Below are 13,883 nucleotides of genomic sequence, written 5' to 3' on the forward strand. Positions count from 1 at the left end.
CGGCCGCCCCACGTACAGCGCCGCGGCCGACTGCCGCAGGCGCAGCGGCGGGCTCGCCCCGGGCGCACCCGAGGCGAGCAGGGTCAGCCCCGGACCGGCCGGGGCCGGAGCGGCGGCGACCGTGTACTCCGGCGTCCCCCCGAACACCTCGGGATGCAGCCACATCTGCAGGAACCGCACCACCCCGGCCCCGCGGTTCCGCTCCACGTGCCGCACCCCGCCCCCGGCGCTCAGTCGCTGCGCGTCGCCGGCCCTCAGCCGCGCCGCCCGGCCCCCGCCGTCCCGGTGCTCCAGCTCCCCCTCGACCACCCACGTCACGATCTCCGTGTCCCGGTGCGCGTGCTCCGCGAAACCCGCGCCCGGCGCCAACCGCTCCTCGTTGCAGGCCAGCAGCAACCCGAACCGCACATTGTCCGGGTCGTAGTGCCCCCCGAACGAGAACGCATGACGCGTCTCGATCCCCGCCCCCGGCTCCCCCCCGGAACAACGGTCCTCACCGCGCCGCACGTCGATCATGTGCCCACCGTACAAAATGGCCCGCACGCGTCGAACCCGGCCGACCCCCATCCGCACCCGCGACCGGGCCCGACGGGCCCTCGTCCGGGCCCGCCCGGCGATTCGAGGGCGAACGAGCGTACGGAGCCCGCCCGTTCAGACCGCCGGGCAACCGGGTCAAGCCCACCCGGCGTTCGAGGGCAGGCAGGTACGCCCGGCTCCGCACACCGGCCGCCGTCACCCGGAACCGGCCCGCCCGGCGTTCGAGGGCAGAGATTCGTACGACGGTTCCGTACACCCCAGCACCGCTCAGCGCACGCGATGGTGCAGGCTTGGTTTCGTGCCCGACGCCCCGCGCCCCCCGTACCCACCGGCCAAACCCGGCGGGAGCCACTCGTATCCCGCCGCCGAAGTCGGCGGGAGCCGCTCCGCCACGCTGCTGAGGCTGGAGAAGTCCGCCGGCCGGCTGGCCGCGCACGCCATCGCGCGGATGGACGAGCAACTGCCGTGGTACCGCGCGATGCCACCGGAGAACCGTTCCTGGATCGGCCTGGTCGCACAGGCCGGTATCGCCGCGTTCACCGAGTGGTTCCGGCACCCCGAGGCGCCGCAGGCGATCAGCACGGACGTGTTCGGGACCGCGCCCCGCGAGCTGACCCGGGCGATCTCGCTGCGGCAGACCGTGGAGATGGTCCGCACCACCATCGAGGTGATGGAGGCGGCGATCGACGAGGTGGCGGCCCCCGGCGACGAGAGAGTGCTGCGTGAGGCGCTGCTCGTCTACGCCCGGGAGATCGCCTTCGCCACCGCGCAGGTGTACGCGCAGGCCGCGGAGGCCCGCGGCGCGTGGGACGCGCGCCTGGAGTCGCTGGTGGTCAACGCGGTGCTGTCGGGCGAGGCGGACGAGGGCGTGCTGTCCCGGGCCGCCGCGCTGGGCTGGAACTCGCCGGACAAGATCGTGGTGGTGCTGGGCACGGCGCCCAACGGCGACAGCGAGCTGACCGTCGAGGCGATCCGCCGCGCCTCCCGGCACGCCAAGCTCCAGGTGCTGACCGGGGTGCTCGGCGAGCGTCTGGTCGTCGTCGCAGGCGGGGACGGTGATCCCATCCGGGTGGCGAAGGCGCTGATCGGGCCGTTCGCGCCGGGTCCGGTGGTGGCCGGGCCGGTCGTCGGCGACCTGCTGTCGGCGACCCGGTCCGCACAGGCCGCGGCGGCCGGACTACGGGCGTGCGCGGCCTGGCCGGACGCGCCGCGGCCCGTGCTCTCCGACGATCTGCTGCCGGAGCGGGCGATGGCAGGAGACCGCTATGCCCGCCGGCAATTGGTGGAGGAGATCTACAGGCCCCTGGAGGAAGCCGGCTCCGCGCTGCTGGAAACGCTGAGTGTCTACCTGGAGCAGGCGTCGTCCCTCGAAGGAGCGGCCCGAATGCTGTTTGTGCACCCCAATACGGTGCGCTACCGGCTACGACGTGTGACGGACGTCACCGGATGGTCACCCTCCGATGTACGATCCGCATTCACCCTGCGCATCGCGCTCATCCTGGGCCGACTCTCGCAATCGGACCGGCCCCGGTAAGTCTTTTGTTGGACACCCACAAATCACCTGACAGTTCTTGGTCCACGTCCCCACGAGCGGTCCCACCACCCGCGAGAGAGAGTGTGAAGGTGCTCGTACTCGTCGCTCCCGGCCAGGGCGCCCAGACGCCCGGCTTCCTGACTCCCTGGCTCGAACTCCCCGGTGCCGCAGACCGCCTCGAAGGCTGGTCGGACGCCGCCGGTCTCGATCTCGCCCACTACGGCACGAAGGCCGACGCCGACGAGATCCGCGACACCAAGGTCGCGCAGCCGCTGCTGGTCGCCGCGGGTCTGCTGTCCGCGGGCGAGCTGGGAGTCACTCCGGACACCGTCGCGGGGCACAGCGTCGGTGAGATCACCGCGGCCGTCTGGGCCCAGGTGCTGTCCGCGCAGGACGCGATGGGCTTCGTCGCCGCCCGGGGCCGGTCGATGGCGGACGCCGCCGCGGTCACCGAGACCGGCATGGCCGCGGTGCTCGGCGGCGACCCCGAGGATGTCGTGGCGCACCTCGACGGGCTCGGGCTGACCCCGGCGAACATCAACGGCGCCGGTCAGATCGTCGCGGCCGGCACCATGGAGCAGCTGGCCGCGCTGGCGGCGGACAAGCCGGAGAAAGCCCGCGTGATGCCGCTGAAGGTGGCCGGCGCCTTCCACACCGCGCACATGGCCCCCGCGGTCGCCGCCCTGGACGCGCTGACGCCCGCGCTGGCGGTTTCCGACCCGAAACTGCCGTATGTGTCCAATGCGGACGGGCACACGGTGACCAGCGGCGCGGAAGTCGTGCGCAGGCTGGTCGCGCAGGTCTCCAGTCCGGTGCGGTGGGACCTGTGCATGGAGACCTTCCAGGAGCACGGGGTCACCGCGATCGTGGAGGTGTCGCCGGGCGGCACCCTGGTCGGCCTGGCCAAGAGGGCGCTGCCCGGGGTGCGGACCGTGGCACTGAAGACCCCCGACGACCTCGAAGCGGCCCGCGCCCTGGTCGCCGAGGTGACCGAGGCCGCGGCAGCCGAAGCCGAAGCCGAATAGGGCCGAAGAGGAGCGCTTACAGAGATGACAGCGAAGATCAGGCCCAGCAAGGGCGCGCCCTACGCGCGGATCCTCGGCGTCGGCGGCTACCGGCCGACCCGCGTGGTGCCCAACGAGGTGATCCTGGAGCACATCGACTCCAGCGACGAGTGGATCAGGTCCCGGTCCGGCATCGCCTCCCGGCACTGGGCGGGGCCGGACGAGACCGTCGCCGAGATGTCGCTGGAGGCCGCGGGCAAGGCCATCGCGGACGCCGGGATCAGCGCCTCCGACATCGACGCGGTCGTCGTCGCGACTGTCTCGCACTTCATGCAGACCCCGGCGGTCGCGACCGAGATCGCGCACCGGATCGGCGCGGGCAAGCCGGCCGCCTTCGACGTGTCGGCGGGCTGCGCGGGCTTCACCTACGGTCTGACCCTCGCCAAGAGCATGGTCGTGGACGGCAGCGCCGGCCATGTGCTGGTGATCGGTGTGGAGCGGCTGAGCGACCTGACGGACAAGGAGGACCGCGCCACCGCCTTCCTGTTCGGGGACGGCGCGGGCGCGGTCGTCGTCGGCCCGTCCCAGGTGCCCGCCATCGGACCCGCGGTGTGGGGTTCGGAGGGCGACAAGGCCGAAACGATCAAGCAGACCGTGCCCTGGGACCTCTACCGGGACGCGCGCCCGGACGAGATCCGCTTCCCGGCGATCACCCAGGAGGGCCAGGCCGTCTTCCGGTGGGCGGTGTACGAGATGGCGAAGGTCGCCCAGGAGGCGCTGGACGCCGCCGGTATCACCGCCGACCAGCTCGACGCGTTCATCCCGCACCAGGCGAACATGCGGATCATCGACTCGATGATCAAGGCGCTGAAGCTGCCCGACCATGTCGCGGTCGCCCGCGACATCGAGACCACCGGCAACACCTCCGCGGCGTCCATCCCGCTCGCCATGGAGCGGCTGCTCGCCACCGGTGCGGCCAAGAGCGGTGACACCGCGCTGGTCATCGGCTTCGGGGCGGGTCTGGTGTACGCGGCCACGGTCGTTACTCTCCCCTAGTCACATCCTCGCGGCGTCGCCGTCCGGACGGCACGCCGTAAGGCGCTACACCGCTACACCGATTCACCCGATTCACCCGATTCACCGAACGTCAAGGCGATCCACCCAGGCATCGTCACAACAACAAGGAGCGCCGCATGGCCACCAAGGAAGAGATCGTCGCCGGTCTTGCCGACATCGTGAACGAGATCGCCGGTATCCCCACCGAGGACGTCCAGTTGGACAAGTCCTTCACCGACGACCTGGACGTCGACTCGCTGTCCATGGTCGAGGTCGTGGTGGCGGCCGAGGAGCAGTTCAGCGTGAAGATCCCGGACGACGACGTGAAGAACCTCAAGACCGTGGGCGACGCCGTCGACTACATCCTGACCGCCCAGGGCTGACCCGCCCCGGGCCGAGCCGGCCGCCGGCCGCCCGAACCACCGGACGACGCGCCTGTCGCCCGCCCTTCTAGACGTGGAGAGACAATTCCTGTGAGCCCGACCAATCGCACTGTGGTCGTCACCGGTATCGGAGCAACCACACCGCTGGGTGGCGACAGCGCGTCGACCTGGGAAGCGCTGCTCGCCGGCCGTTCCGGCGTGCGCTCGCTGGCCCAGGAATGGGCGGCAGACCTGCCGGTACGGATCGCCGCGCAGATCGCCGTCGAGCCCGGAGAGGTGATCCCACGTCCGCATGCCCGCAAGCTGGACCGCAGCGCTCAGTTCGCGCTGATCGCGGCCCGTGAGGCATGGGCGGACGCGGGGTTCACCGGAAGGGCGGGCGAGGACCCGGTGGTCGACCCCGACCGGCTCGGAACGGTGATCGCCTCCGGCATCGGCGGCGTCACCACGCTCCTCGACCAGTACGACGTCCTGAAGAACCATGGCGTCCGCAAGGTGTCCCCGCACACCGTGCCCATGTTGATGCCGAACAGCCCGTCGGCGAACGTCGGCATCGAGGTCAACGCCCGGGCCGGTGTGCACACGCCGGTCAGCGCGTGCGCGTCCGGCGCCGAGGCGATCGGCTACGGGATCGAGATGATCCGTACCGGCCGGGCCGACGTGGTGGTGGCCGGCGGCACCGAAGCGGCCATCCACCCGCTGCCCATCGTCGCCTTCGGCAACATGATGGCGATGTCCAAGAACAACGACGACCCGCAGGGCGCCTCGCGTCCGTACGACGCCGGCCGGGACGGTTTCGTGCTCGGCGAGGGCGCCGGCGTGATCATCCTGGAGTCGGCCGAGCACGCCGCCGCCCGCGGTGCCCGGGTCTACTGCGAGGCGGTCGGCCAGGGCGTCTCCTCCGACGCGCACCACATCACGCAACCGGAGCCGTCGGGCCGCGGCATCGCCGCGGCGCTGCACCAGCTGCTGGAGAACAGCGACCTCAAGCCCGCCGACATCGCGCACGTCAACGCGCACGCCACGTCGACCCCGCAGGGCGATGTCGCGGAGATCAAGGCGCTCCGGCGGGTGTTCGGCGACGACGTGGACCACATGGCGGTGTCCGCCACCAAGTCGATGACCGGCCACCTGCTGGGCGGCGCCGGCGGTGTCGAGACGGTCGCCACGGTGCTCGCCCTGTACCACCGGATCGCCCCGCCGACGATCAACCTGGACAACCCGGACCCGGAGGCCGACGCGGACATCGTCCGCGACAAGCCCCGCGAGCTCCCGGAAGGCACGGTGGCGGCCCTCAACGACTCGTTCGGCTTCGGCGGCCACAACGTGGTTCTGGCCTTCCGGGCGATGAGCCGCTGAGGGCTGTGCTTCCCGGGGGGTGCCTCGGGACTGCTGTGACGCCGGAGAGCGCGGATCGGTGTCCGCGCCCTCCGGCGTGCTCGGCTTTCGGTCGGTCCTCCTGCTCACTCCCCGCGCGGGCCGCCTCGTCCCTCGGCCGCCCACTCCAGGAGCCCGGGCGTCAACCCTCTGGTCCGGCTACTCGTCCGGGTCGCGGTCGAAGCTGGCGAAGTAGGACGCCGCCATGTCCTCGTCGCCGTGGCCGAGCGAGGCGGCGCGGCGGAAGCGTTCGGCGCCGGCCGCGGCGAGGTCCATCCGTACTCCGGCGCGCTCACCCGCGGCGACGATCAGTCGGGCGTCCTTCCAGGCGCCTTCGACCGTGAAGCTCGGGGTGAAGTCGCCGCTGCGGATCGCCGCGGACTTGGTGTGCAGGTAGGGCAGGTCCAGCGGGCCGCCGTCGATCGCCTCGAAGAAGCGCTCGGGGTCGACGCCGAGACCCTTGGCGAGCGCCATCGCCTCGGCGGTGGCGTTGGTGACCGCCAGCACCCAGCTGTTGAGCACGAGTTTGAGGCTGCTGGCCACGCCCTGCGTGCCGTCCTCGCCGACCCACAGGGTGGTGCGGCCGATCGCGTCGAAGACCGGTTCGGCGACCGGCCGGGCGGCGGCGGGCCCGGCGGCCAGTACGGTCAGCTGCCCGCTCTCCGCGGCCGCCTTCGTGCCGAGTACGGGCGCGTCGACGAAGCGGGCGCCGTGCTCGTGGGCGAGCGCGGCCAGTTCGGCCTGGGCGGCCGGGCCCACCGTGCTGCTCTGCGCCCAGACGGCGCCGTGCCCCAACGCGGGCGCCGCGGTATCCATCACGTCGAGTACGGAGGGGCCGCCGAGCAGCATCGTGATCACGGCGTCGGCGCCGCGCACGGCTTCGGCGGGATCGGCGACCACCCGCACCCCGTCGTCGGCGAGCGGCTGGGCGCGGGCGATCGTACGGTTCCAGGCGCGGACCGCGTGCCCGGCGGCGGCCAGGTTGCGGGCCATCCCGGCACCCATGATGCCGGTGCCGAGCACCGCGACGGTGAGCGGCCTCGCGGTGGCTGACGAGGCGGCGGAAGGGGAGTCGGCGGGGGGAGTGGACATACCCGCAGGCTATGCCGCCCCGCCCCGGCGCGCGCAAGGCCCCGGACAGGTGGTCCGGCCATCCGGCTGAGACCCCTGGCGCTACACCACCTGGTGCAGCCAGCGGACCGGGGCGCCCTCACCCGCGTAGCGGAAGGGTTCGAGTTCGTCGTCCCAGGGCTTGCCGAGCAGGCGGTCGAGTTCGCTTTCGAGGTCGGCCTCACCCTTTTGGGCGCGCAGCATCGCGGCGCGCAGCCGGTCCTCGGGGATCAGGATGTCGCCGTGCATGCCGATGACCGCGTGGAAGATGCCGAGTTCCGGGGTGGCGCTGTAGCGCTCACCCTCGGCGGCGGGGCAGGGCTCCGCGGTGACCTCGAAGCGCAGCAGGTGCCAGCCGCGCAGCGCCGACGCGAGCTTCGAGGCCGTGCCGGGCTGCCCCTGCCAGGAGAACTCGGCGCGCCAGGTGCCCGGGGCGGCCGGCTGGCGGATCCAGTCCAGTGTCACGCGCACGCCGAGGACACCCGCGACGGCCCACTCGACATGCGGACAGAGCGCGCGTGGTGCGGCGTGCACGTACAGAACTCCACGTGTCGTCACCGGTACCTCCAGTGTGGGACGAGGTTCGCCTTCCCCAGCGGCCTCACACCCGAACCGGCTGAACCAGGGGCAACATGAGACATTCTGCACTATTCACATCAAACGGGACAACCTTGGGCATATGACGCCCGGTCAGTGCCGACCTCCCGTCAGTTCCTCCGGGGTGTCAGGTAAAAAGCTACCGTGCGACGTCTTCCGGGGAGTGACGTACGGTCGGGCTGATATCAGATGTCACCCACTCGTCGGAGGGGAGCGCCCCATGCGACCGCTGCCGCGCCGCGGCCTGGCACTCGCGCTCGGAGCCATTGTGCTGGCGGGATGCGGCGGGGGCGGCTCGCCGCCGGACGGGGGCAGGGCGACGCCCACCGCACACATCTCGCATTCCACCGGCACCGAGCGCCGGGCCGCACCCGAGCCGGCCCGCCCCTGGAACGTCCACCCGCCGTCCGTCGCCGCCCTCGGCGACTCCATCACCCGTGGCTTCAACGCCTGCGACCCGCTCACGGACTGCCCCGAGGCGTCCTGGGCGACCGGTTCCCGTACGAAGGTCGACAGCCTCTCGCAGCGCCTCGCCGCCACCGCGCCCGCCACCCGCAGTTGGAACGTGGCCGAGTCCGGCGCCCGGGTCGCCGACCTGCCGGACCAGGCCCGTACGGCCGCCGCGCACCGCCCGGCCATGGTGACCGTGCTGATCGGCGCCAACGACGCCTGCAGGCCGTCCGAGGACGCCATGACACCGGTGGCCGAGTTCCGGGCCGAGTTCGGCGCCGCGCTGGCCTATCTCCACCGCGTCCTGCCCGCCACGCAGATCCTGGTGGCCAGCATCCCGGACCTGAAGCGGCTCTGGTCGGTCGGCGTCACCAACCCCATCGGCAAGGAGATCTGGAAGCTCGGCCTGTGCCCGTCCATGCTGCGCGACGCCGACTCCCGCAGCACGGCGGCCGAGCAGCGGCGCACGGCGGTACGCAACCGGGTGGTCGCCTACAACTCCGCCCTCGGCCAGGTGTGCGCCGCGTACGCCCGGTGCCGGTACGACGGCGGCGCCGTCTTCGACTACCGCTTCGGCACGGACGAGCTGAGCACGTGGGACTGGTTCCACCCGAACGAGCGAGGCCAGGCACGGTTGGCCCGCATTCTTTCAGGGGTCGCGCTCGGGTAGACCCAGTGTCCGGGCAGACTCAGCGTCCGGGTATGCCCAGCGTTCGGGTATGCCCAGCGTTCGGGCGGACCCAGTCCCGGGGTTGCCGCCCGGGTTCGCCCGTACGACGGGCAGGCAGGGACCCGTTCGGTCTCAGACGATCGTCAGCTCCACCGCGATGTTCCCGCGCGTCGCGTTGGAGTACGGGCAGACCTCGTGCGCCTGTGCCACCAACTCCTTGGCGGTGGCCTCGTCCACCGTGGGTATGGACACGGCGAGTTCCACGGTGAGCCCGAAACCGCCGGCCGCAGTCCTGCCGATGCCGACCTTGGCGGTCACCCTGGAGCCGGTGATGTCGGCCTTGGCCTGCCGGGCGACGACGCCGAGCGCGCCCTGGAAGCAGGCGCTGAACCCGGCGGCGAACAGCTGCTCGGGATTGGTGCCCGAGCCGCTGCCGCCCAGCTCCTTGGGCGGGCTGACGACGACATCGAGCTTGCCGTCGTCGCTGGCGACCCGGCCGTCGCGGCCGTTCTCGGCCGTGGCGACGGCGGTGTAGAGGACGTCTACCGACTGGATGGTCATGAACGGGTTCTCCTTGCTCCGGGAGACGGGGGCCGGCCGGCCGCCCTGTGCGATTAATGATTAAGGAACTTAATAATCATGAACCTTAATGTTTTTGCTTGTCAAGCAACGGAGTAGCCTGGGCACATGACCCGCCGCATGGACCCCCTGACCGCCGAGGTCGTCGACCTCATGGGCACCGTGGTCGCGCGCTTCCACCAGGAGTACGACGCAGCCGCCGCCGTCCACCACCTGACCGGCGTACAGGCCCGCGTGCTGGCACTGCTGTCCGGCGGGCCGATGCCGATGCGCCAGATCGCGCAGCGGCTCAAGTGCGAGCCGTCCAACGTGACGGGGATCGTGGACCGCCTGGAGGCGCAGGGACTGGCCGAGCGGCGGTCCGACCCGGCCGACCGCCGGGTGAAGCTCGCCGCGGCGACGCCCGCGGGGGTGGAGACAGCGGCCCGGGTGCGGGAGTCGCTGGACTTCGCCCGCGAACCGCTCGCGGCCCTGTCCGCGCGGGAACGCGCCGCGCTGCGGGACCTGCTCAAGCGGATGGCCGGACTGGAGGACTGAAACCCCGGGGCTCTCGCTGAGGGCGCTACTTGCACCACCACAGCACCGGCTCGCACGGCTTCGACGGCGTCGGCGCGGGCGGAGTCGGCGCGGTGGTGGTCGGGGGCGGGGTGGTGGGCCGGTGGGTCACCTTGGCGGTGGCGGTCGCCGGGGGCCCGGTCGGCGCCGGCGTACGGGACGGGGTGGTGGTCCGGGCTGCCGTCGGGGAGGGCGAGGCAGGCCCGGAGGCGGTGGCCGACGCGGACCCGTGGTGGCCGGTGGCGGGCGAGGTCGTGTGCGTACCCGGGTCGTCGGCGTACGAGACGCCCGGTGTGGTCGCCTCCGGCGAGGCGTTGGTCACCCGGGGCCCGGGGTCTTCGGTGCCGCCGCTCGCACCGCCGGACAGGGCGGCCATGGAGAACATCGCCAGTGCGCCCGACACGGCGACGGCGCCCACCCCGTACACCGCGGCACGCTGCCGCCCGCTGCGCGCCCGCCGGGCCCGGGCCCGCTGCCCCTCGGCGCGTCGCGCGGCCCGCCCGGCGCCCGGTGGTCCGCCTCCCGTGTCCGTCACGGCGGGCAGCGCGGCGGTGTCGGTCTCGCCGGGCAGAGTGAGCTGGTCCGCCGGAGTCCCGCAACCCGGGCACGAAAAAGCGCCGTTGAGGTGGCGTCGGCACGCGTAGCAGTAATCCATGGCCCAAGGACCCTATGCGAGGTCCGCGCCGGGAAGAAAGCCCGGCATTCCGCTTGTCATGGCTTTGTCCGGTAACTCCGCCGTGCCGACCCCGTCACGTCCAAACCGCAGGCCGGGGCGCCGCTCCTGCCGCCGAGAGCTCCTGACCGGACCTCACACCGGGAATCCACACCTCCGGCATGACGCCGTTGCGCCATGGGCCGGCCGTGCCCCGCGGCCGACGGCCGATCGTTTTGGTCGAACCCGTGGCGAGCGGACGCCCGGACGTGGGCGCGGAGCCGGCCCCTTTGGCGGGCCCGTACGCCGGACCGGGGCCGAGGCCAACGGACCGGAACCACGTCGGCACCCTCGCGGCGGGCTTGTGCCCGTCGCGAAAGGAGGACGGTACGCCACATGGCCGCTGTCCTCGCGACGGGGGCGCCGGCCGGAACGACCATGGGAGGCAAGGGTGGTCAAGGGGACGTACCGGAAAGGCGGCGACCGATGCCGAACTACCTGATCAAGGCCAAGCTCACCGTGGACGGGCTGAAGGGCCTGCTCAAAGAGGGCGGGACCGCACGACGCGAGGTCGTCGAACGCATGGTCAGCGACCTCGGGGGCCGGCTCGAGTCGATGTACTGGGCCTTCGGGGACGAGGACGTCTACCTGACGGTGAGCCTGCCGGACAACACCACCGCCGTGGCCATCGGTCTGGTCACGTCGGCGGCCGGTGGCGTACGGACGAGCACGGTCGTACTGCTGTCGCCCGAGGAGATCGACGAGGCGGTCCGCCGCAAGGTGGAATACCGCGCACCCGGCGCCTGACCCGCCGTCCCGGCCCGGCCCGCTGTCCCGGCCCGGGTTCGGCCCGCCCTCCGGCCGCCGCCTGATCGCCTTCCGCCCGCGGGGACCTGGCCGGGCGGCCGGCACAGTGTGCCGCCTCTTGACGTCGCGTCACTTCCCGCAGGACGTCCTGCCGCCATGCGCTTCTGAGGCGACCGACACCTCGTAGACCTGCACTGTGATGACCCCGGCCCGCGGTGATCAGCGATGGCCGGCGAGCGTCCGGCCCCGCGAGTTACGTACGGAATGCCGGGTGGGCCACAGCCTCCGACGCACGGTCGACGGTGACCCGGGTGGCGGGCACCAGGCAGGCGGCCCCGGCACCGGTCACCGCGGCGCCGACGACCAGCAGCAGCACGCCCCACGGCGGGGTCTGCGCGATTCCCGCGCCGATGCCGCTGGATCTGCCCTGGAGGTCGATCAGCCAGTGGGAGAGCGGGATGCCGAGCCCGGTGGCGACCAGTGCCGCGGCCAGGGCGATCAGGGCGATGTTGGTGACCAGGGTCGCGACGGTCTGTTGGGGTGTCAGGCCCACGGCGCGGTAGGCGCGCAGGTCACGGGAGTGGTCGCGGACAGCTGCGGCGATCGCGGTGCAGAGCTCCGCCAGACCGATGAGCGCGAGGACCACGACGAGCCCGGTGATCGCCCCGCGGACCGGGGAGAGCTGCCGGGACACGGAGTCGGTGACCTCGCGGACCTCCAACGTGCCGTGCGAGGAGGCGTTGAGGGTGTCGCGCACCACGGCCGGCTCCGCTCCGTGGCGCAGCACGAGGCTGTAGAACGCGGGGCGGATGTCCGGGTCCTGGGCGTGCAGTGTGTCGTAGGTGGTGGAGACGACCCGGCCGTTGTTCTCGGTCTCCAGGCAGCGGCCCACGATGTGCAGGATGTGGGGAGTACCGCCCACGGTCAACCGGATCCACTGGCCGACCGTCACATCCAGCGTGTCGAGCAGGCCCTGTCCCGCGACGGCCTCGTGAAGCCTGGTGGGCGCCCGGCCGGAGACCACGGCGAACGGGTAGGCGTGCGCGAGAGTGCCCAGGCCCCTCAGGGTGACCGACCCGGCCTGGCCCGGGGCGAGCGCGGTCAGTTCGGCACCGGGGTGGACGGCCTCGACGCCCGGGCTGTTGGCCAGGAACTGCCGGGCGTCGTCATCGGGCAGCCGGTTGGGGCGCGCGGTGAGCTGGCCGGCCAGGCCGACCTGTGCCGGACTGTCCTCGAATCGGTCCAGGGTGGCCCATGCACTCAGGTTCACCGTGATCATGAGGAGGGGCAGGGCGAGCCGCAGCACAGCGCCCGCCGAACGTCCCGGCCGGTACAGGACGGCACGCCCGCCGAGTACCAGGGCTGCCGGAAGGTGCGCCCGCAGCGCGATCCTGGCCGCCCCCGACATCCCGTGGCGGCCAGGGGCGTCGGTGCGGGCGGCCGGTATCGGCGGTACGCTGCCCGCCCGCCACGCGGCGAGCGCGGTCGCCGAGGCGATCACCAGGACGGTGGCGACCGAGATGCCCAGCACTGTCCAGGCGTGCGCGGGCAGGGCGCGCCAGACCTGCATCGCCTGGCTGAGTGAGCCGGGGACGCGGGTGCCGAGCACCTCGGTGGCAGCGACCCCGCACAGCACCCCCACGACGGCGAGCACGGCGTGCTGGGTCAGGAACATACCGACGACCTGGCGAGGAGTGAGGCCCACTGCCTTCAGCACGGATATGTCCCGGACGTGGGCCAGCACCCGGGCGCCGATGCCGCCGGTGACCGCGATCGCCGCCGCCAGCAGGGCTCCCAGCCCGAACAGCCCGATGAGCATCCCGAGCAGGTGGTTGCCGCCCTCCGCGTCCGACCGGGCGTCGCGCCACGTCGCGACGTCGACGACCCGGTCGGGGCCGACCGCGGTCACGGCCCGCTGGACCACGAAGTGGGTGTCTGCGGGGTCGGCGAGCCGCAGGCCGACGGTCTCGCTGACGTGATCGGTGAGGCGGGCGAGATCGCCGACGACCGCGCTGGACGCCCAACCGATGCCGGGTGGGCCGCCGGGGCCGTAGCGGGGTTCCGCGCTTTCAGCGATGCCGACGACGCGCAGGCTTGCCTGGACTCCGTTCTCGGACACGGTGAGCCGGTCGCCGGGCTCGACCCACAGCGCGGTGGCCACCGACTGCTCCAGCACGATCCCGTCCGCGGCCCGGCCGTCGAGCCAGCGTCCGCTGCCGACTTCGGGGCGTCCCACGTCCGGCGGCCGGGGCCCGGAGGCCCGCAGCCCGAGCACGGCCTTGTCGGCGCCGTGCCGGGCGGTGATCGACACCGTGCGGAACGGTCCCGAAACCGCGGTGACCCCGGCCAGGTGGGGCAGTGCGGAGGTGTCGGCTCCGCTGTCCACGCGCAGCCAGACGTGAGCGCCCCGGGTGGAGGCGAACAGCCGCTGCCAAGGGTCGGCCGCGTAGACGAGCAGGGCGACCGAGAACAGCAGGGCCGCGGTGATACCGCCGGTGGCGAGGACGATGGACACCGCCTGGCCTCGGTGAGTCCGCAGGTCCGCCAGCGCCCAGCGCCAGATGGCTCGCAT

14 protein-coding genes are annotated in these 13,883 nt (G+C 72.5%); 8 read left to right on the plus strand and 6 right to left on the minus strand.

Annotation, left to right across the window (positions count from 1 at the left end):
- The coding region (locus VIW71_RS18985; protein ID WP_331623543.1) for a pirin family protein at positions 1–516 on the minus strand (516 nt) is incomplete at its 3' end.
- 319 nt (positions 517–835) lie between these two features.
- Here VIW71_RS18985 and VIW71_RS18990 point away from each other — a divergent pair.
- The 5 genes from VIW71_RS18990 (at position 836) to fabF (ending at position 5,873) form a co-directional block, all read left to right on the plus strand.
- On the plus strand, positions 836–2,071 hold the full coding sequence (locus VIW71_RS18990) for a PucR family transcriptional regulator (RefSeq protein ID WP_414720781.1): 1,236 nt from the start codon (positions 836–838) through the stop codon (positions 2,069–2,071).
- 89 nt (positions 2,072–2,160) lie between these two features.
- Entirely contained in the window at positions 2,161–3,096 is a 936-nt protein-coding gene (locus VIW71_RS18995; protein ID WP_331623544.1) for an ACP S-malonyltransferase, read from the plus strand.
- A 24-nt stretch (positions 3,097–3,120) separates the two neighbouring features.
- Positions 3,121–4,131 carry a ketoacyl-ACP synthase III gene (locus VIW71_RS19000; protein WP_331623545.1) on the plus strand — a complete coding sequence of 337 codons (1,011 nt, stop codon included), beginning with the start codon at positions 3,121–3,123 and terminating at the stop codon, positions 4,129–4,131.
- Positions 4,132–4,268: 137 nt separating this feature from the next.
- Positions 4,269–4,514, plus strand: a complete 246-nt coding sequence (locus VIW71_RS19005; protein ID WP_331623546.1) for an acyl carrier protein — start codon at positions 4,269–4,271, stop codon at positions 4,512–4,514.
- A 90-nt stretch (positions 4,515–4,604) separates the two neighbouring features.
- Positions 4,605–5,873, plus strand: a complete 1,269-nt coding sequence (gene fabF / locus VIW71_RS19010) for a beta-ketoacyl-ACP synthase II (RefSeq protein ID WP_331623547.1) — start codon at positions 4,605–4,607, stop codon at positions 5,871–5,873.
- A gap of 177 nt (positions 5,874–6,050) precedes the next feature.
- Here fabF and VIW71_RS19015 read toward each other — a convergent pair whose 3' ends face one another.
- Both VIW71_RS19015 and VIW71_RS19020 read right to left on the minus strand, forming a co-directional pair.
- A complete protein-coding gene (locus VIW71_RS19015; RefSeq protein ID WP_331623548.1) occupies positions 6,051–6,983 on the minus strand; it encodes an NAD(P)-dependent oxidoreductase in 933 nt (310 codons plus the stop codon).
- 81 nt (positions 6,984–7,064) lie between these two features.
- On the minus strand, positions 7,065–7,559 hold the full coding sequence (locus VIW71_RS19020) for a DUF3145 domain-containing protein (RefSeq protein ID WP_331623549.1): 495 nt from the start codon (positions 7,557–7,559) through the stop codon (positions 7,065–7,067).
- A 259-nt stretch (positions 7,560–7,818) separates the two neighbouring features.
- Between VIW71_RS19020 and VIW71_RS19025 the strand changes: the two genes are divergently transcribed.
- Positions 7,819–8,718: an SGNH/GDSL hydrolase family protein gene (locus tag VIW71_RS19025; RefSeq protein ID WP_331623550.1), complete on the plus strand. Its 900-nt coding sequence runs from the start codon at positions 7,819–7,821 to the stop codon at positions 8,716–8,718.
- Positions 8,719–8,850: 132 nt separating this feature from the next.
- On the opposite strand, the gene VIW71_RS19030 is transcribed toward VIW71_RS19025, so the two are convergent.
- Entirely contained in the window at positions 8,851–9,279 is a 429-nt protein-coding gene (locus VIW71_RS19030) for an organic hydroperoxide resistance protein (RefSeq protein ID WP_331623551.1), read from the minus strand.
- Between the two features lie 126 nt (positions 9,280–9,405).
- On the opposite strand from VIW71_RS19030, the gene VIW71_RS19035 reads away from it, so the two are divergent.
- Entirely contained in the window at positions 9,406–9,834 is a 429-nt protein-coding gene (locus VIW71_RS19035; RefSeq protein WP_331623552.1) for a MarR family winged helix-turn-helix transcriptional regulator, read from the plus strand.
- Between the two features lie 25 nt (positions 9,835–9,859).
- Here VIW71_RS19035 and VIW71_RS19040 read toward each other — a convergent pair whose 3' ends face one another.
- Positions 9,860–10,507 (minus strand): SCO2400 family protein, encoded by a 648-nt coding sequence (locus VIW71_RS19040; protein ID WP_331623553.1) that lies wholly within the window; start codon positions 10,505–10,507, stop codon positions 9,860–9,862.
- 483 nt (positions 10,508–10,990) lie between these two features.
- On the opposite strand from VIW71_RS19040, the gene VIW71_RS19045 reads away from it, so the two are divergent.
- The gene (locus VIW71_RS19045; RefSeq protein ID WP_331623554.1) at positions 10,991–11,311 is read left to right on the plus strand and encodes a GYD domain-containing protein; all 321 of its coding nucleotides are present in this window, start codon (positions 10,991–10,993) and stop codon (positions 11,309–11,311) included.
- Between the two features lie 253 nt (positions 11,312–11,564).
- Here VIW71_RS19045 and VIW71_RS19050 read toward each other — a convergent pair whose 3' ends face one another.
- Complete coding sequence (locus VIW71_RS19050) at positions 11,565–13,883, minus strand: ABC transporter permease (protein ID WP_331623555.1); 2,319 nt, start codon at positions 13,881–13,883, stop codon at positions 11,565–11,567.

Origin of the sequence: Streptomyces sp., assembly GCF_036524955.1 — a bacterium.
Lineage (GTDB): Bacteria > Actinomycetota > Actinomycetes > Streptomycetales > Streptomycetaceae > Actinacidiphila.